The organism is Chryseobacterium viscerum, assembly GCF_025949665.1.
GTDB classification, from domain to species: domain Bacteria; phylum Bacteroidota; class Bacteroidia; order Flavobacteriales; family Weeksellaceae; genus Chryseobacterium; species Chryseobacterium viscerum_A.
Window position 1 is genome coordinate 642,129 of the sequence record NZ_JAPDFT010000001.1, and the last position, 19,271, is coordinate 661,399.

The 19,271-nt window shown below is 36.1% G+C and carries 20 protein-coding genes; 16 read left to right on the plus strand and 4 right to left on the minus strand.

Annotation, left to right across the window (positions count from 1 at the left end; genetic code table 11):
• Nucleotides 1-3 precede the first annotated feature (3 nt).
• The 8 genes from OL225_RS03025 to OL225_RS03060 all read left to right on the plus strand — a co-directional run bounded on the left by OL225_RS03025 (nt 4) and on the right by OL225_RS03060 (nt 5,553).
• The gene (locus tag OL225_RS03025) at nt 4-630 is read left to right on the plus strand and encodes a hypothetical protein (protein ID WP_264517229.1); all 627 of its coding nucleotides are present in this window, start codon (nt 4-6) and stop codon (nt 628-630) included.
• 12 nt (nt 631-642) lie between these two features.
• Nucleotides 643-1,353: a hypothetical protein gene (locus OL225_RS03030; RefSeq protein WP_264517230.1), complete on the plus strand. Its 711-nt coding sequence runs from the start codon at nt 643-645 to the stop codon at nt 1,351-1,353.
• Between the two features lie 8 nt (nt 1,354-1,361).
• Complete coding sequence (locus OL225_RS03035) at nt 1,362-2,153, plus strand: hypothetical protein (RefSeq protein WP_264517231.1); 792 nt, start codon at nt 1,362-1,364, stop codon at nt 2,151-2,153.
• 60 nt (nt 2,154-2,213) lie between these two features.
• Nucleotides 2,214-2,990, plus strand: a complete 777-nt coding sequence (locus OL225_RS03040; protein WP_156118475.1) for a hypothetical protein — start codon at nt 2,214-2,216, stop codon at nt 2,988-2,990.
• Nucleotides 2,990-3,550 (plus strand): LemA family protein, encoded by a 561-nt coding sequence (locus OL225_RS03045; RefSeq protein WP_264517232.1) that lies wholly within the window; start codon nt 2,990-2,992, stop codon nt 3,548-3,550. Before OL225_RS03040 ends, OL225_RS03045 begins: the two co-directional genes overlap by 1 nt.
• The gene (locus OL225_RS03050) at nt 3,531-3,911 is read left to right on the plus strand and encodes a hypothetical protein (RefSeq protein ID WP_047378628.1); all 381 of its coding nucleotides are present in this window, start codon (nt 3,531-3,533) and stop codon (nt 3,909-3,911) included. The genes OL225_RS03045 and OL225_RS03050 overlap by 20 nt, the downstream gene beginning before the upstream one ends.
• Nucleotides 3,912-3,931: 20 nt before the next feature.
• Nucleotides 3,932-4,585, plus strand: coding sequence for a hypothetical protein (locus tag OL225_RS03055; protein ID WP_156118474.1), 654 nt, complete (start codon nt 3,932-3,934; stop codon nt 4,583-4,585).
• Nucleotides 4,586-4,833: 248 nt separating this feature from the next.
• On the plus strand, nt 4,834-5,553 hold the full coding sequence (locus tag OL225_RS03060) for a hypothetical protein (protein ID WP_264517233.1): 720 nt from the start codon (nt 4,834-4,836) through the stop codon (nt 5,551-5,553).
• A 211-nt stretch (nt 5,554-5,764) separates the two neighbouring features.
• Here OL225_RS03060 and OL225_RS03065 read toward each other — a convergent pair whose 3' ends face one another.
• The 3 genes from OL225_RS03065 to OL225_RS03075 all read right to left on the minus strand — a co-directional run bounded on the left by OL225_RS03065 (nt 5,765) and on the right by OL225_RS03075 (nt 8,629).
• Nucleotides 5,765-7,555, minus strand: a complete 1,791-nt coding sequence (locus OL225_RS03065; RefSeq protein WP_264517234.1) for an endonuclease — start codon at nt 7,553-7,555, stop codon at nt 5,765-5,767.
• 362 nt (nt 7,556-7,917) lie between these two features.
• Entirely contained in the window at nt 7,918-8,445 is a 528-nt protein-coding gene (locus OL225_RS03070; protein WP_264517235.1) for a DUF4136 domain-containing protein, read from the minus strand.
• Nucleotide 8,446: 1 nt separating this feature from the next.
• Entirely contained in the window at nt 8,447-8,629 is a 183-nt protein-coding gene (locus tag OL225_RS03075) for a DUF5522 domain-containing protein (RefSeq protein WP_007842321.1), read from the minus strand.
• 40 nt (nt 8,630-8,669) lie between these two features.
• On the opposite strand from OL225_RS03075, the gene OL225_RS03080 reads away from it, so the two are divergent.
• The 8 genes from OL225_RS03080 (at nt 8,670) to OL225_RS03115 (ending at nt 17,432) form a co-directional block, all read left to right on the plus strand.
• Nucleotides 8,670-8,996: a hypothetical protein gene (locus tag OL225_RS03080; protein ID WP_264517236.1), complete on the plus strand. Its 327-nt coding sequence runs from the start codon at nt 8,670-8,672 to the stop codon at nt 8,994-8,996.
• Nucleotides 8,997-9,320: 324 nt separating this feature from the next.
• Entirely contained in the window at nt 9,321-10,229 is a 909-nt protein-coding gene (locus tag OL225_RS03085; protein ID WP_047378623.1) for a 1-aminocyclopropane-1-carboxylate deaminase/D-cysteine desulfhydrase, read from the plus strand.
• Between the two features lie 15 nt (nt 10,230-10,244).
• Nucleotides 10,245-11,303 carry a glucosaminidase domain-containing protein gene (locus tag OL225_RS03090; RefSeq protein ID WP_047378622.1) on the plus strand — a complete coding sequence of 353 codons (1,059 nt, stop codon included), beginning with the start codon at nt 10,245-10,247 and terminating at the stop codon, nt 11,301-11,303.
• 75 nt (nt 11,304-11,378) lie between these two features.
• Entirely contained in the window at nt 11,379-12,668 is a 1,290-nt protein-coding gene (hemL, locus tag OL225_RS03095; protein ID WP_047420975.1) for a glutamate-1-semialdehyde 2,1-aminomutase, read from the plus strand.
• A gap of 327 nt (nt 12,669-12,995) precedes the next feature.
• Nucleotides 12,996-14,330 carry an amidohydrolase gene (locus tag OL225_RS03100; protein ID WP_264517237.1) on the plus strand — a complete coding sequence of 445 codons (1,335 nt, stop codon included), beginning with the start codon at nt 12,996-12,998 and terminating at the stop codon, nt 14,328-14,330.
• Between the two features lie 26 nt (nt 14,331-14,356).
• On the plus strand, nt 14,357-15,025 hold the full coding sequence (locus OL225_RS03105) for an ankyrin repeat domain-containing protein (RefSeq protein WP_264517238.1): 669 nt from the start codon (nt 14,357-14,359) through the stop codon (nt 15,023-15,025).
• Between the two features lie 242 nt (nt 15,026-15,267).
• Entirely contained in the window at nt 15,268-16,113 is an 846-nt protein-coding gene (locus tag OL225_RS03110; RefSeq protein ID WP_047378618.1) for a helix-turn-helix domain-containing protein, read from the plus strand.
• An 80-nt stretch (nt 16,114-16,193) separates the two neighbouring features.
• Nucleotides 16,194-17,432 (plus strand): amidohydrolase, encoded by a 1,239-nt coding sequence (locus OL225_RS03115; protein ID WP_264517239.1) that lies wholly within the window; start codon nt 16,194-16,196, stop codon nt 17,430-17,432.
• Between the two features lie 399 nt (nt 17,433-17,831).
• On the opposite strand, the gene OL225_RS03120 is transcribed toward OL225_RS03115, so the two are convergent.
• Nucleotides 17,832-19,241 (minus strand): hypothetical protein, encoded by a 1,410-nt coding sequence (locus OL225_RS03120; protein WP_047378616.1) that lies wholly within the window; start codon nt 19,239-19,241, stop codon nt 17,832-17,834.
• Nucleotides 19,242-19,271: the final 30 nt, after the last annotated feature.

The following is a 19,271-nucleotide window of genomic DNA, read 5'->3' on the forward strand; positions in this document are numbered from 1 at the left end:
AATATGTTTATACTTTTAATCATATCTCTGTTTATATCATCATGCAGTACAGCAAAAGAAGATTTATCTACTATTCTTTTCCCTGTAAAAAAAGAAAAAATTGTAGGTGGAGCAGACTATACAGAGAAGAAATCCATATTAGATGAAAAGCTTACTGCCTATCAGGTAAAAGATATGAATACTTTTAGCTTGTACGGACAGACTTTTGCAAATGAAATTGGAAGCAGCTCTGCAGCCTATGCAGGAAAAAATTATCTTGAGTTTTTAGGAGATTCAAAAGAGATAAACGGCTATAAAATTCATCTGTATACCCAGAAGGAAAGCGAAAAACTGGAAAAACTCCTTCTTGATAAATTAGGAAAACCGGCTTTCGATAAAGGAAACGAAACAGAAAGGAATATCATCTGGGAAACCTCCGGAAAGCTATACATTCTCAATAGTGGAAATGCTGAAATACAAGGAGAAAAAACAAAAGAATCGGATCTGTTGTGTTTAAATACTAACTTTACCACACTGATCATTAATGCTACTCAGGCTACAAAATATTCTGAATACTTAAAATTCAGGATAAAAAACAATAAGAAGGTAGAAAATTACCCTTATAGTGTATATAGTAAAGACCAAAATTAAATAAAAAGTTGAATGAAAAAGATCGTTATATGCCAAATTGTTTTGAGCTTTGTTCTCATGAACTGTCAGGAAAAAGGAACAGGTAAATCTGCTTCCCAGACAGCCAATACCAACGTTATAAATAAAACAGCAAACAACACACAGGGAAAAATGGATTTTAAAGATCTGAAATTCGGAACCAATGGAGAAGAGGTACTCAAAGGAGTTGGATTAACTGCTAATGACAATGCTTCAGGTGATTTTAATACCTCGGTGGATTATGTTGAATTTCAATTTCCAAAAGATAAAAACCTGAACCTGTCGTTGTTTAATAACGCCCTGCAACCGGCTGCGGATGACGTTTCCGTTTTTTATTCAAAGAATGATAAGAAAGTATGGTGCTACGAAATGGTACTTCAGAACAACCCCAATACAGATGCCATTCTGAGTGCTATTGAAAAAAAAGCAGGTCATAAAGCAGACTTTTCAGATAAAAAAGTAAATACAAAAGAAAGGCCTATTTTCCTTGATGAAAACGGAGAATTCAAAACAGATCACATAGAAGAAACAATACAGGTCTGGGAAGATAAAGAAGCAAAAACAACTTTCTTTACCATCCATACCGTTAATCTTTCTAAGAAACCCAATGAAAATACATTGAAGATTTTTGCTTTAGATAAAACCAGTCCAAAATATAAAGAATGGGTTTCTTACCGCAGTCTCGATATGTTTTACAATAAATAACCACAATAATGGCTAAAGAACCTTACTACACCATTGATTTTACTGCTGTTTATTGCAAATTTGAAGTTCTGGTGAATGACATTCCCGTTATCGCTCTGGAAACCGAAGGACAAATGTCTCCCAACGTTCCTGTTAATTTCGGAATAAACAGTTCCGGTGAACAGAAAATTGAGATTAAGCTTCTGCCGGTTACAGGAGAACAGCATATAGATTCAAGAACAGCATTTCAATATACCATCAAATTATTTGATGTTTTCAATGATCAATTTGTTCACGAAAAAGATTGTGGTAATTTTCAGTTTTCAGAAAAAGAAACTGCAAAAAAACTACCTTCACTAAGCCATAAATCATCCTTTCAGGCTGAAATTCCTTATGAAATGATGAGCTGGGAACAAAGCCGTGATCTGCTGTCCATTTCAAAAGATAATTCTTACCTTGGTACCAAACTGGATTCAGCATACAAAAAAATAAGCAGTCTTATCAGCTCAAGGCAGTATGAATCTTACTTTGAAATGATAAAGAACCGTGAAAAAAATATGGCCTTATCCATGTATTTAAGCGATGCAGATACGAAAGCAAGACTGAACAGCTTATTAGAAGATTTTAATAATGGCTTTGCAATGATGCCGTTACCGGAAGACAGGATTTTGAAAATCTATGGCAATGGAAAACTGGCAACCTATAAAAAACTGAACGGAGAACCCGCATTTTTCCTTTATAAAGAACAAACCGGTGAAGAATTAATGCTGGAGCTGATGTTTCATATTCCACAAGGAAAAGAAGAATTTGAAGTCATTTAAAAAAGAAATACGGGATAAATTCAGATATTTCTACAGGGTTTTAGAATAGAATAAAGGGGAGTGAAAAAAGGAAGACCATACATTATATATAGCATTTTAGGAATAATAGCGGCGTGCTTTATTTATTTTATTCTGTGGGTTATTTTTAAAGATAAAATGCCGCTGCATGAATATGCTTTTGAAATCGCCAATAATTATGACAGCTATGCAGAAAAAGCAATCATTTTTCTTCCTTTACTTTTTTTTCTCCTCGTCTTTATCATTGTAATGAAGCCTAATACAGCCAAACGTTTTTTACATCTTCAGTCATCACTTCCGACTTCGAAGATTCATTCGGTAGCAAAAGGACTGGCAGAGATTGAAGGAACATTGGTGATGAAAACCCCTTTATCCTCACCAGTGAAGAATGAAGTCTGCATCGGATATTATTATACCATTGAGGATATCGACAGAGATTCTGACGGCAAAGAAAGCTACAGAACGATTCATCGGGAAACCCAATGCAGTATTTTCCAGATTAAAGATGATACTGGCACGATAGAGGTAGAACCTGAAGGAATAGAGCTGGTTTTATTAGAAGAAACCAATGTAAGCAGTCATAGCGGTAAAAGGTACAAAGAAACGCTTTTAAAAGATGGTCAGAAGATGCTGTTGGTAGGCTATGCCGATTCCAGAAACGGAACACCTTTCATGAGAAAAGATGAACATTATAAAGTCCTTGGGATTACTTCGTCATCAGGCATCACGGTTTGGAACAAATACCAGCCATTGCTGAAGTCATTTATGTTTACCTGCTCCATCATCCTTTTAATAATTATTTATATACTTACACAATAATGAATCAGACGGTCGCAATCATATTACTTATTCTGCTGGGAGTAGTTATCATCAGTTTTCTAATCAATCTTTATAACAAGCTGGTTATGCTTAAATTTAATGTTGATAAAGCCTTTGGTAATATTGATGTAGTGCTGAAACAGCGTGCAGATGAGATCCCCAATCTTGTTACAGTTGCCAAACACTTTATGAACTATGAGGAAAAGCTCCTTGCCCGCCTTACAGAGCTCAGGACCTTTTATAATAACAGTACTGATGCAGATAAAAGAACAGAGATTGCCAATGAAACCTCAAAAGCACTTTCTTCATTCTTTGCTGTTTCAGAAAACTATCCCGAACTGAAGTCTAATAATAATTTCCTTGAACTGCAGAAAAGAATTTCCGATCTGGAGAACAAAATAGCAGACAGAAGAGAATTTTTTAATGACAGCGTTAACCTTTATAACATCGGAATTCATGAATTTCCCAATGTGATACTGGCGAAAATGTTAGGCTATAAAGACAAAACTTTACTGGAAATCACAAACGAAGAAAAACATTATGACGGGGTTCAGTTTTAATACCTTTTTCGGATTAGAAGATAAAATAGTAGATTACCCGGAAGTAACCATTTTCGGAGCTATGTTTCTGCCGCTTTTGTTGTTTATTCCAGTTGCCGTTATAGGATGGATTTTCAGAAAGCTTAAATTCAGCATGTATATCGTTCATGTATTCATGTATACTTTGCTTTTTACATTTATAGTAGGGGCAATTACAATATTTATCCTTTTTTTTATTACCGATAAAAATGGAGTAAAACTAGCCTATTGCTGGCTTACGGTACTCGCGGGAATGTTTTTTTTCAGTCTGATCAATGCCAATACCATTACCAAAATGTTTACAGATTGGTCTAAAATGATCAAAGAAAAACAAAATCAGTAATTTTGGAAAAAACATTTAACATGATGAAAAAAGCAAGAGTACTGGTATTAATTTTTGTAGTATTGATCAATATCTGTTGTGGAAATAAATCATTTGACCTGTCATCAGTTTCCTTAGGTAATGATGCAAAGAAGTATGATTTTGAAAACAAAGATTTATTTATGAAAGATGCTGCAAAGGCAGATATCATTCAATACTATGCTGATGGAAACAAAGGAGTGACGTATGGGAATATACCCTTAGACAATACGATGGGTACAAGAATTACCGTATACAAAGGGAAAGTAGGAGCTGTAGATACCAATGCATCCGAAAAATACTCTTTGGAATTTGTAGAAAAAATAGTAAAAAAACATGGAAATCCTACAGCTTCTATTACTGATAAAGCTACCGTAGATGCCAAACTTGTAAAACCAATTTTTGAAAAGCTGAAAAAACTTTCTCCCGAAAAAGTGTCATGGGACCAAAATCAAAAAAATACCTTTACTTACCCAACTTCTTTCTTCTGGGATGATGGTAAAAATTATTCCATACTCAGTATCTCCATTGAAGCTGATGGTAAAATAAGAAATAAATACATTTCCGTTACGAAAGACGCGTATCGTGATAATGCCGTATTTGGATTGAAATATCCAACACCTCCGGCTTCTCCGTGGTATAAATACATGAACTAAAAGTCATTGAGAGTAAAGTAAAAATAAAGGTATAAATGTATTTCCGCGATCCAAGAGGCTTACCATAATAATGTTGTTTTTGGATTAAAATGTTCTACATCTCAAGAGTCTCCGTAGATAAGTATATGAATTAAAATGCGGACCAGGAGATGAAAAACAAGAGAATAACAAATAAAAAACAGATTCCGGATACTTGAATCCCCTTTTTTCTGTTTTAATATTGATAACCGCATACTAACACTAACATTATGAAAAGATTGAAATATATAGTACTATCAATGATCTGTTGGGGATTTGCTTCATGCGGCCATCAGAAAAATAAAGAGACTGAGGCTTTGGTTGAAACACAGGGAAGTACACAGACAGAACCCTTTAATCTTGCCAAAATTACTGTAGGTCAAAATATTAATGAAATTTTGAAATCTGCTGGAGCAACAGCCAAAGAAGCAGTACGTACCAGTGAGGTTACCCTTATCGGAAATGAAAAACTGGCTTTTTCATCAAAAGAACTATTACACTTCAACGGAATAGACCTGGAAGGAAAGAATAATAAAAACATCAACAAAGTAATTTTACATTTTGGAAAGGTTGATCAGGAAATTGGTCCTCTTGCCAATGAAAAAGAAGACGAATTGGGAATGTATCAGCTTGATATTTATACAGAGCAGGAAAAAACTGCACTTTTGGATAATCTGAACAAAACACTTCAGAAACCCAGCTTTGATACCATACGTGAAGGTTTTGAATCAGAAGTTAGAGATGATGAAATCATCCAGACCCATAATAAACTCAGACAGGAAGTAGCAATCTGGAGAAACAAAGATTTACTCTATTATTACTGCGAAACCAAAATAGATAACAGACCGGACGAATACCGCTGCAATCTCTTTGTATTCAAAAATAAAGAATGGAAAGACCTTCTGAAAGGATCAGGATATCCGGATCTCGATAAAATCTCTCTGAATTAATTGAATTAAGATAAGAACAAACAAAAAAATAAAACATTCGCTTAGTCAAATCAGCTTGCTGATTCCTCTTTGCCCTCTAAAATAAAATATTATAAAAATAAAACCTTTGCGTTAAAAACATTAGCTCAATCAGCAAAATCAGCGATAGTTTAAAAACACAAAATGCCGGTCTAAAAAGACCGGCATTTTTTATATTAAATCAGTACTTGAATTATTTTACAAGGAACTGCATCGTAACCTGATCCAGTTTCAGAATATAAACTCCCTGACCAAGATTTATGGTTTTAATAGAATTTCCATTTCTGAAAGGCTGGTTAATCGTCTGAAGAACTTTCCCCTGAAGAGTGTAAATTTCAGCTTTTTTTACCTTCTGAAGATCTCCTTTTACAAAAATCTCCTGGTTGGTAATAGGATTCGGAGAAATTTTAAAACCGTTAGAAGTAGTTTCTGCAGCTGTATTTTGAGCTATTCTTGCACTTGATCCGGAATAGCATGTCCATGAAAGGTCATCAATGGCAACTCTGTTACTTGATGAATTATTAACCAGACTTACCACTACATTCCCGGAAATATTGATATTGTTGATGGTAGTAGTTGTAGATGAAGTGCTGTAAGGAATAGTTCCTACTGTTGTTCCGTTTACTTTTACATCAAAAGTACCGTTTGTTCCTGAGAATTTAAGTTGTGTAGTGACTGTTAAAGAGCCGATACCGTTTGCAGAACTGCCGGAAGTTAAAGAACCGTTTCTTACCGTAATAGCTTTATTGTTAAGAGTCTGATCAGTTCTTGCATCCGTTGCTGTCCAGGAGATACCATCGTTGCTCCATGTTTTGGTTGAATAAGTAGAGCTGGCTGCTGGAATTGTTTCAAAACTTTCATTCGCACAGCTTGTTCCTGGATTTGTATTTCCTGCATCGGTAGTACCGGAAACCGTAGAACTGTTTGATGATGAATTTCCTGCTGCATCTTTTGCTACAACATAAAAGCTGTAAGAAGTAGAAGGAGCAAGTCCTGAAATCGTTGTTGAAGTTGAGCTTACCGTAGTTTTCAGATTTCCATCCATATAAACATTATAAGCTGTTACTCCTACATTATCTGTAGAGGCATTCCAGGCAAGAGAAATACTGCTGGAAGTTTTTCCTGAAACATTCAGTCCTGTTGCTGCAGTAGGTGCCTGAGTATCACCTGAAGGCTGCTGGGAACCCCAGATAAGATTTACATAATTAGGATTATCAATAAATGGATTTCTGTTACCCTGGAAAGTATAAGAGGCATTATTTCTTTTGATCTCAGCCTGAGAAACCGGATCCTGATTATGCCATGCCAGAAGAACATTCAGTTCCCATGTCTGTAATCCCGGGAATGTAGAACTTCCTAACATATTTCCTGATGAGAAAGTAGAAAGTTTACTCTGATAACGGGTTACAAAATAGAAAATCATACGCGCCACATCTCCTTTAAACTCATCAATCGGCTCAAAAACCGTTCCCGAATATCCTGAAGAGACTGACGTTCCAAGCTTTGAACCATTCAGTGAAGTAAAAGAGGCGCTTCCTACCTTTCCGAAAGGATAATTACTTCTCATTCCGTTTACTTTCCCATCTGTCGCTCTGATAAAGTGAATATCTGCAACCATGGGAGAAGCCTGATTGAAAAGACTTTGAGGAACAATATGCTCTCTGTTATAGCAATTTCCTTCAGTAGAATATGTTCCACACTGGTTGGTTCCTGGAGTATACTTATAAGGATCTGTGCCTACAGGTTTTTCAGAATAGATATCAAGAATAGAACCATCATTTTCATAATCCTTATCTATGTCAGTAGTTTTATAACCGGTCCAAAGTCCACTGTATCCTTTGTCCATATGACCGCTGGTGATAATGCTGCTTAATTCAGTTTTCAGTGCTGCTCCACTCAGTCCGTTGGCAGAATTGTAGTATCCTGCAGGAGCCTGAGCGTGGGCAAGTCCTGCAAATACAGAGAATAAAATGATTTTTTTCATATTAATACAAGTTTCAGCAAGAATACTACATTTTTTGTGAATAAGAAATTACAAAATAGTTAATTTTAAATGCACTGCATGTAATACGTAATGAATGCGGAGTTCCGGGTTTTGAATTTTATATTTTGGATTATACATTTTAATATTTTCTATACTCAATAGGAGTGGGCTTTAGCTCACTCATCAAATAAACCAACAATTTATCTGGTTTTAGCCAAAACTTAAAACTTAATGACCAAACTCATAAAAAATCCAAAAAAAGCATCTGTGGAAATCTGTATTATCTGTGGGAAAAACAGAATCATCACTCATAAAAAAAGCCAGTACAAAAATACCGGCTTATATAATGGATGACTTAAATTTTATTTTCTTTGTGGCGGATAATTTTTCATAATCTCAGCCATAATTTCCGGAATTTGTCTCTGTTTTGCTTTTGGAGAATCTACAGAAATTCCGCTTCCGATACCCTGCCAAACCAATTTGTTGGTTTTTGCATCAATAAGGTCTACAATCAGTGCACCTTCATTATAATTTGAGGTCCACGTTCTGCTCATTCCAACACCCCATCCGAATGGTCCGCCCCATCCCCACATTCCGTAAGGTGAAGAAGAATTGATATCAGTAATCTTTTTATGATTAGCTTTTACGTTGATAATCAGATCAGGGCTTTCTCCAGACTGAAGTCCTTTGCTCTGAAGCTGTCTTGACAGTTCATTCAGCACTCTGTCTTTATCAATATCATTCAATTTTAGATCATCAATTCTTATTTTATAAGTTTTGAAAGAATTGAAATTGGCGGTTTCAGCATAATCTGAACGTACCTGAAAAGGGCTACAAGAAGTTAAACCTAAAGTAGCTGATGCCAACAAAATAAAAATATATTTTTTCATTTTATTTATTTTTTTTATCATTTTTAATGAATGTATCAGTCTTTTTATCGTACCCGTAAGGACAGTGTCTGCAGCCGCTTTTACAGCAATAACCTCTTTTCAGATGAAATTTTTCTGTAAAAACCTTGTACCCCTGTTCATTATAGTAGAAGTCTTCACCTTCTTTGATGTCATAATGGGCCATAAGTTAAATGCTAGTCAAAAAACTTTTTATATTTGTTACTATGATAATTGTATGCCAAAAGCCTTTAAAAAAATTAAAAATTAATGGCATTGCTCTCTTTCCCTTTATCTTCATTAGGAAACCCGAAGATAAGGAAAATAATGTTTTGATCAATCACGAAAAAATCCATTTACGCCAACAATGGGAAATGCTTATTATTTTCTTCTATATTTTCTATGTCATTGAATATTATTATTGGTTTTTCAAGCTGAAAGACGGCTATCTGGCTTACAGAAGAATCTCATTTGAAAGAGAAGCCTACACCAATGAAAATAATCTGAATTATTTGAAGAAAAGAAAATTCTGGAACTTCAGGAAATATTTGTAGAGTTATTTGCCAGTTTCGGGATTCGAGATTTCATTCTTAAGGATTTGGGGTTCGTGGTTCAAGTTTCTGGATTCTGTTTTTTTGGGAAGATCAATTTCGATTTTCTTTATATTTAATAGGAACGGGCTTTAGCCCGTTTATCAAATAAACTCAAATTCATTTGGCTTTAGCTGAAACCTAAAAAAATCAAACCACCATCTGTGAAAATCTGTGTGATCCGAGTGAAAGATCTAAACATAATTACTCATACAGCCAGAAACCTCCGGAAGAATAAATCTTTTCCTACTTTTGTAAAGAATAAACCTTGAGCTGCTAAAAACTGAAATGCTATTACAACTTCCCACAGAACCTGTTTCCATTCAGGAAATTCCCATTCATAAAAATGTAAAACTTTTCATTAAAAGGGAAGATCAGATTCATCCGCTGGTTTCAGGTAATAAATACTGGAAACTGTTTTATAATGTCAACCACTATCTGGAAAGAAATCCGGATAAACCTTATATTATTACTTTTGGAGGCGCTTTTTCCAACCATATTGCTGCGGTTTCAGCCGTAGGAAATCTGGCAGGTATTCCAACATTGGGAATCATCAGAGGAGAAGAACTGCAGCATAAGTGGCGTGATAACCCTACTTTACTTTTTGCCAAAAGAAATGGAATGAATCTGAAATTTGTCACCCGCGAAGAATACCGCCATAAAGAAAAACTGACAGAATTCCTTCATCAGGAGTTTCCCGATGCACTGATAGTACCCGAAGGAGGCACCAATGAAGAGGCTGTGGAAGGGGTGAAAATGATGCTCAATGAACAAACAAAAGATTTTGACTATCTTTGCACCGCAGTCGGAACCGGAGGAACCATTGCGGGAATTTCAAAATTTAGTGAAGACAATCAGAAAGTTATAGGATTTAAGGTTGTAGATGATGCTTCACTGGAAAATAGAATTTTTGAATTAACTTTGAGACATAATTTTAATCTAATAGATTCATGTTTTGGAGGTTACGGTAAAATAAATGATGGAAACATCCGTTTTATCAATGATTTCAAAGAGAAGTATGGTATTCCTTTAGAACCGATATATACAGGAAAAATGATGGAGAAAGTTTTTGAACTGATTGAAGATGATTATTTTCCTGAAAACAGCAGGATTTTGTGCTTTCACACTGGTGGATTACAGGGGATTGAAGGAGCTAATCTGCTTTTGGAAAAACAGAATAGAAATTTAATTATATAAGTAAAATTGAAAAACATGAAAAGACTTTTCCTAACCATAAGCCTTTTAGTTTTATCAAAATTTTCTGCCCAAACTTGGGCAACCGAAGATCAGTATATTCAGAAGTTTGCTAAATATGCCGTAGAAGAAATGGAAAAATATAAAATTCCGGCTTCTATTACCCTTGCCCAGGGATTATTGGAAACCGGGGGCGGGCAAAGCAGATTAGCACAGGAAGGTAAAAACCACTTCGGTATAAAATGTAAAGAAGACTGGACCGGTAGAACGATGAAACATACCGATGATGCACCCAATGAATGCTTCCGTGTTTATGACGATCCAAGACAGTCTTATGAAGACCATTCTATATTCTTATCCACAAGAAAATATTATGCAAACCTCTTCAAACTGGATATGAAAGATTACAGAGCGTGGGCAACCGGTTTAAAAAAGGCGGGCTATGCTACCAATCCACGTTATGCTTCAATTCTTATTACCAAAATTGAAAAGTACAAGCTATATGAATTCGACAATACCAGTTCTAATGAGGTATTGTACGCTGTACTTAAAATGTATCCGGATCTGAAAGACGACAGAACTTTCATGGCACAGCTGGACCCTTCAAAAGCTGTTAAAAAAGCTAAAGACCCGGTTACCGTAGAAGTTCCTTACAAACAGACTTCTTACGCACAACAGCAAAAAAGAGTGGAAAGAATCAAAACGAAAGCTGAAATTCTTAATTCCATTCTTATCAAAAGCCATCCGAATGACGGGCTGAAATATATTGTAATTCCTGAAGATACTGATGTGAAATTCATTGCTAATAAATTCAAAGTCAGCGAAAGCAGACTGATAAAATGGAATGAATTGGAAGGTGAAACCTTAAAGAAAAATGATATTGTTTTTCTGGAATCAAAAAATTCTACAGGAAATACAGCTACTTATAAAGCAGAATCCGGAGAAGATATGCATGATATCGCTCAGAAATTCGGAATCAAATTAAATAAACTTTATGCTAAAAACAGAATGGATGAAGGACAGCAGCCATCTGCAGGACAGCTGATTTATTTGATAGACAAAAAACCACGAAACTAATTTAATTTTTTTGTTGAGAGTTTACCGTTGACAGTTAAATGCCAACAAGCAACTGCCAACAGCAACTAAGTATATATGAAGTATCAAAGAAGTTCGGCTTTGTTTGATGAAGCCTACAAATACATTCCGGGAGGAGTAAACTCTCCGGTGAGAGCATTCAAATCCGTAGGAGGTGTTCCTGTTTTTATGAAATCGGCAAAAGGGGCTTACCTTACCGATGCAGATGACAATACTTACATCGATTATATCAATTCATGGGGTCCGGCCATTTTGGGACATACACATCCTGAAGTACTGGAAGAACTGAAGATTCAGGCAGAGAAAGGATTCTCTTTCGGAGCTCCTACAGAACTGGAAACAGAAATTGCAAAATTCATTATTGATAATGTCCCGAATATTGACCAGATCAGAATGGTTTCTTCAGGAACAGAAGCATGTATGAGTGCAGTAAGACTAGCCAGAGGATACACAGGAAGAGATAAAATTGTGAAATTTGAAGGCTGTTATCACGGACATTCAGACTCATTTCTGATCAAAGCAGGAAGTGGTGCAGCAACTTTCGGAAATCCAAATTCTCCAGGAGTAACAGCAGGTACTGCTAAAGATACATTATTAGCACGTTATAACGATTTTGAACAGGTTGAGGATTTATTCCGTCACAATCAGGGAGAAATTGCAGCGGTAATTATAGAGCCGGTTGCAGGAAATATGGGGTGTGTACTGCCAGAAAACAACTTCTTACAAAACCTGAGAAAGATCTGTGATGAAAATGGAGCTTTATTAATTTTTGATGAGGTAATGACCGGTTTCAGATTGGCTTTCGGAGGAGCTCAGGAACTTTTCAATGTAAAAGCAGACTTAGTGACTTACGGAAAAGTAATCGGTGGAGGTCTTCCGGTAGGAGCTTTCGCTGGTAGAAATGAAATTATGGATCACCTGGCTCCAAAAGGAGGAGTATATCAGGCAGGAACATTAAGCGGAAACCCTTTAGCAATGAGAGCTGGATTAAAAACCCTTCAGCTTATTAAAAACGACCCCGAATTTTTCAACAGATTGCATAAGACAACAGAAACTTTGGATTTTGAAATCGGAAAAATTTTAAATGAAAAAGGAATTGCTCATAAAATCAACAGAAAAGGTTCTATGATGTCTGTTTTCTTCCATATCAACAGGGTTTCAAACTTTGATGAGGCTCAGGAAGCTAATCATTCATTGTTTAATAATTTCTTCCATCAGATGCTTCAGAATGGAGTATATCTGCCGCCAAGTGGATACGAAACGTACTTCATCAGTGATGCGATCAAAGATAAAGAAATTGACATGACGCTGGAAGCTGTAAGAAAATTTGAATATTCAAATAAATAAAAATAAACAAAACCGGATTTTAGATCCGGTTTTTTTATGCAGAATGATTTGAATTGGAAAGTCTGCAGATCAATAAAAAACTCTACGCAATCAAATTTATCCACAATCCTTGTCACTCCGTAGGAGTCTCACCAGCATAAAAACAATATAATTTAGATTTCTACGGATTGACAATTGCCATGGATATCTTTTGATTGCAATACGGAAAAGATAAACTGAGTATTTTAGCAAGTAATTACCACAAAGTATAAATCATACAGATTTTGTAATAAACCATACACTTCGTTCAGCAGACTTCTTTTTAATTTTGTCATAAATAGATTGGAAATGAAGACTTCTGACAATACCATCTCCCGCAAAGATTTTATCAGGAATTCAGCTTTGGCTGTTGCGGGACTCACTTTAATACCTAATATGATGAATGCATCACCTTTCTTTGATCAAAATAATACTTCAGTAAAGGGAAAAATGAGTCTGAAAAATGTTCGTCTGGAGACAGGGTTTGAATACCAGGATGGGGAAGTAGCCTCTACCAAAACTGATCTGTTTTATGTAGAAGTTGAAAACGGAAAAATCATAAAGATTGCACCCAATCAGCCCAATGCTAAGGTCGTAGATGCAAAAGGTCTGCTGATGCTTCCTGCATTTAAAGATATGCATATTCACCTTGATAAAACCTTTTACGGAGATCAGTGGCAGGCTGTCCAAAAAAGAACCGGAGGGATCAAAGGAATGATAGAGCTGGAGCAGAAAATGCTTCCTGAAATGCTGAAGAACTCAACCTTCAAAGCTGAAAAACTGATCGAATTATTACAGTCGAAAGGAACTTCTTATGCCAGAAGCCATGTAAATATTGAACCCACTTCCAAACTTCAGTCCTTAAAAAATCTGCAGAAAGCTTTAGAAAATAAAAAGAAAGGTTTTGGAGCCGAATTGGTAGCTTTTCCACAGCATGGCGTGTTCTATACGGATTCTGTGCCTTATCTGAAAGAAGCTGCAAAGATGGATATTGATTTTATCGGTGGTGTAGACCCATTCAACATCGATGGACATATCGAAAAAGTGGTAGACTTTACTGTTCAGCTTGCTTTGGACAATAAAAAAGGAATAGATATTCACCTGCATGAAACCGGAGATTCCGGATTGAAAACAGTAGAATATCTTATTAAAAAAGTAAATGAAAATCCTGCTCTGAAAGGGAAGACTTATTTAAGCCACTGTTTTATTCTGGCTAAATTAGAAGCTGCAAAACAGGAAGAAATCGCTGAAAAATTAAGTGAAGCACAGATTGGAATTGTTTCTACAATCCCTTTTGGAAGGTTGATCATGCCAATACCAACGCTTTACAAACATAATGTAACTGTTCTCACAGGAAATGACAGTATCATAGATCATTGGAATACTTTCGGAACAGGAAGTGTACTTCAGAAAGCCAACTTAATGGCCCAATTGTACGGATATTCAACAGAGTTTTTATTGTCAAGAAGCTTAAAACTGGCAACAGGAAATATTCTTCCACTGGATGATAAAGGAACTCAACAATGGCCAAAAACAGGAGACAAAGCAGACTTTGTTCTGATGAACGCAAGCTGTTCCGCAGAAGCTGTATCAAGAATTTCAGAAGTGGAATCATTGGTACATAATGGGAATGTTGTCTTTTAAACCTTCTTTTAACTCACATGAAAGTTATGAAAGTATTATTATTCTTTCTGGTATTCGGAAGTATGAATGCTTGTGAAACAAAGCCTATTGATACACCAAAAGAAGAAAATATGCAGGAAAAAGATATAATACATTTTGTAAAGAAAAATGATGTGACTGCGGTACAATCAGCTTTGAATAACGGTGCAGATGTGAATGCCAAAGACAGGAAAGGCCGTTCCTTATTGCTGATTGCAACAATAAACAAACAATCTGAAATGGCAAAACTGCTTATATCTTACAAAGCAGATGTTAATCTTCAGGACGATCAGCTGGACAGTCCGTTTTTGTATGCAGGAGCAAGCGGACAGACGGAACTTGTTAAGCTGTATCTGGAAAGCGGAGCTCGTTTTGATCTTTTTAACCGTTATAACGGAACTGCTTTGATCCCTGCCTGCGAGCGGGGACATGTGGAAACTGTAAAAGTTTTGGTTAAAACAAAAGGATTTCCCATTAATCATGTGAACAGATTAGGATGGACAGCCTTGATGGAAGCGGTGATTCTGGGTAATGGAAGCGGGAAATATCAGGAAATTGTACAGATATTAAAAGATAACGGAGCTGATCTAACCATTCCTGACCATTCAGGCAAAACGCCTTTGCAGCATGCAGAATCATCAGGGTTTAAAGAAATTGCTCAGATTTTAAAATCATAGATGTTGAGCAACAGCTCGTGATTAATAAATTAATATATTTTTAGTTGTGTTTTTTTAACCGCAAAGGGTATAAAAGTTTTTACGGGGGAAAGCCTGGAAATGTATTGAACTTTTCAGAAACAGCCACTGGATGCAGATAGAAACTGAAGTAGAAGTGGTATAGTAAAGCTTTTGTCCCTTTTGTGGTTATTTTAATTTTTTCTCTCACAATTTTTAGTAATTTTAAGAGAAAATCAGGCAGAGTGGGTTACCATACAGATCATTTTCCAATTTTAGGAATTCAGGAATTTAGTGAGAATCAGCTGAAGGGCTGTAATCTGCTGTTTAATGAACTTTATGGGGCACGTTCCATTGATGATCCCCATAAGCATGATTTTTTTATCATCAATCTTTTTGAGCATGGAGCAGGCTCACATACCATAGATTTTACAGAATATCCGGTAAAAGACCATCAGATCCACCTTGTTTTTCCGGATCAGGTGCACCAATGGGTCATTGAGAAAGAAACCATAGGTTATCAGCTGATGATCAGCCGGGACTGGTTTGAAAGCTTTCTGCCATCGTTAAGATTTTCGGCATCTTATTATCAGAATCATCCGGTTATTAATCTTTCCCAGGAAATTTTTAAAACTTTTCTATATGAATTTCAATCTATCCAGAAAGAACTGAATGGAGAAAACGTATTTTGGGAGCTTATTCAAAAAAGAAGTGAGCTCATTGGGCTGCTGGTAAGTAAATCTGTGGAAGGGGCTTTCAAAGACTTTGAAGTCTATAACTCAAATCCTATTATTTCAAAATTTCTCCATCTTATTGATGAACATTTTAAAACAGAAAGATCTGTTTCTTTCTATGCTGATAAACTGAATATTTCTGCCAACTATCTGAATATTGTCTGCAAGAAAAATCTTAATGCTTCGGCTTCATCTCTTATTCAGGATCGTATTTTACTGGAAGCCAAAAGACTTTTAAAGGTTTCCGAAATGTCTGTAAAAGATATTGTGTATGATCTCGGTTTCTATGACCATGCCAGCTTTTCCAAATTTTTTAAAGCACAAACGGGAATGACACCTTCCCAATTCAAAGAATAATCTGTACAAAACAAGACATAATTGATACACCGGTTTTACCCCAAAGCCGGGTTAATTTTGTATTGTTAAAATTTTAAATCATGCAATTTCCCTATCAATTAACTGCAAAAGGAAAATATTCCCTTAAAAATGTCCGCCTGGAAACAGGTTTTGAATACGAAAATGAAGAGGTTGTCGGAACTAAAACTGAGCTTTTCAGTATTGAAATTGAAGACGGAAAAATAAAAACAGTAAAAGCCAATGACCCTGCTTCCAAAGCAACAGATGCCAAAGGATATCTGATGCTTCCGGCTTTCAGAGATATGCACATCCATCTGGATAAAACATTGTACGGTCTTCCATGGCAGGCGCTGTCCCCGAAAAGAAGAACAGTGAAAGATATGATTGCCTATGAACAGGAAATTATTCCTGAGCTGTTGAAAACATCGGTAAGCAGAGCAGAACAGTTGATCAGTCTGCAGCAGCACTATGGAACTCATTTTGCAAGAACACATTTCAATATAGACCCTACATCAGGATTGAAATCCCTGGAACATCTTGAGCAGGCGCTTGAAAACAAAAAAGATTCTTTCAAAGCTGAACTGGTAGCTTTCCCGCAGCACGGAGTGTATTACACAGAATCTGCTCCTCTGATGAAGGAAGCAGCACAACTGAAAAGTGTGGAATTTATCGGTGGACTTGATCCTTTAAGTATTGATGGAAGTATTGAGAAAGTAATGGATTTTACGGTTCAGCTGGCATTAGATCACAATAAAGGAATTGATATTCACCTGCATGAAGTAGGAGAGTCCGGTATGAAAACGATCAATTATCTGATTGACAAAGCAATCGAAAATCCGGCACTTCAGGGAAAAATATTTGTAAGTCATGCATTTGCTTTAGCACATCTTTCATCAAAAGAAACAGAACTGATTGCAGAAAGACTGGCCGCAGGAAAAGTAGGAATCGCCTCTTCTGTACCTTTTAAAGGAACGGTAATGCCCATTCCAACTTTGAAAAAATATGGTGTGAATGTATTAATCGGAAATGATAATGTACAGGACTACTGGAGTACTTTCGGGTCCGGAAGTATGCTGCAGAAAGCCAATCTGATTGCAGAATTGTACGGTTATGCCACAGAATATGCATTATCAAGAGCTTTACAGTTTGCAACTCAAAGTATCCTTCCTCTGGATGAAAAAGGAAAACAGCAGTGGCCTAAAGCTGGTGATGAAGCTGCAATTGTACTTACAGACGCTTCATGTTCTGCAGAAGCTGTTTCCAGAATGTCTGAAATAAAAGCCCTGATGAATGACGGGAATTTATTTTGGAGAAATTAATTTGAAGTATATATATTTTTATACACTTGTTTTTTGTAATTGCCATCGGGAGTTTTCCTGGTGGCGTTTTTTTTGAATTATAAATTATAAATTATAAATTATGAATTATGAGTTCCGGGATCCGGGTTTCGGGTCTCTTTCCTATCAATAGGAATGGGTTTAGACCATTTATTAATTAGAAGAATCATTCGTCTGGCTTTAGCCGAACTTGCCAATAACCCCATGATCAATTAAAAAAATAACTGTTCATATTCCCTTTTTCTGTTTTTGCAATATGAACATCTATTCATATTCAGAATTCCTAATATCTGTAATATCCAATAATAACAATAAAAAAAGCCCTCGGAAAATACTTCCGAAGGCCTTCTATTTGAAATTAAATCTAAGTACTATATACTATTATAAGTTGAAGTTTGTCCAACCCGCATACCATGTATCCGTAGCATCTTTTACAGCACCTTTGTAAGTTACCTGTGTAAACCAAGTAGCTAATTTAGGATTAGTAAACGCTCCTCCAGTTAATAATGGAGAACCTGCACTAGGAGTAAAGTTTGGTGTAGTTCCTGCAGGAGCCCAAGCACCGGCAAGTTTTACATCAGCAGTAGAAGCAAGGATTGTATTTCCTTTAGCATTAAACCAAGTTGTAAGATCGTTTAATGTATAAGTTGTCGGAGTAGAAGTAGATGGTCCGAATTTTAAAGGAGTTTGCATTCCTGCTAAAACATTGTTTTCAAAGAATAATTTGTTACCTACAATATTGTTATCTGTTGGAGCACCTTTTGTAGCATCAATGAATAAACCAACCGGGAATCCTGTGAATACAGAGTTGAATACAGAGATAGAAGAGTTTCTTCTGATCTGTAATGCATTCTGGAATAATGCGTTGATTGATCCTGGAGCCGCAGAGTTGATTGGCCCGATGATCGTCATGTTAGAGAATGTAGCTGAAGTCTGAGGCGTTAAAGTAGAACCGTTAGCATCATTATCAGATTCAAATGCATTAGAACCGGAAACGTCTGCTACCTGAGAATCTCTTACTGCGATACCAAACTGAATGTTTCCTGAGAAACCGTTATCTGTATCGAAATCATCATCAAGACCTTTGTAAGAAATAAGGTGAGAACAGTTTACTGTTCCTCCGAACCATTCAAAACTGTCATCATTAGCATAAGCAACCTCTACGTAATCTACTGTAGTTCCGTTACCTACACCACCGAAAGTAAGTCCGTTGATCTCTTTATCCGGTAAGAATGCATATCCTGCATATTCTATTCTTACATATTTTAATACACCACTGTTATCAGCAGCATTGTTTCCACCGTAAAGTCCAAGACCTTCAGAGTTGTTGATACCTCCTTCAATCTCTCCAACTCCGTTTGCTCCACCGAAAGAAGCATTAGTAGGAGCATTTCCTAAAATTACTACACCTGCCCAGTCTCCTCTTTTAGGACTTGGTTTTTCAGAAGTGAAGATAATAGGGTTGGCAGCAGTTCCTTCTGCCATGATTTTACTGCCTTTTGTAATGATCAAAGCTCCGTTTTTATCAGCTTCACCTACAATCTTTGTACCTGGCTCGATAGTTAAAGTAGCTCCGTTAGTTACATATACTAGTCCTCTTAGCTTATAAATTTTGTTAGCTTTAAGCGTCATGCTGGAAGTGATCTTTCCTGAAAGAATAAGGTTTTCAGTATCTCCGTTTCCGTTACCTCCATTTTGAATAATGGTAGGTCCATCTTCTTCTATATTTCTACATGCGGTAGTTGATACTAGAGCGCCAAGCATTAAAGAATATAAAACGAACTTTTTCATGTTATAAAGAATTAAATTATTTATTAGATT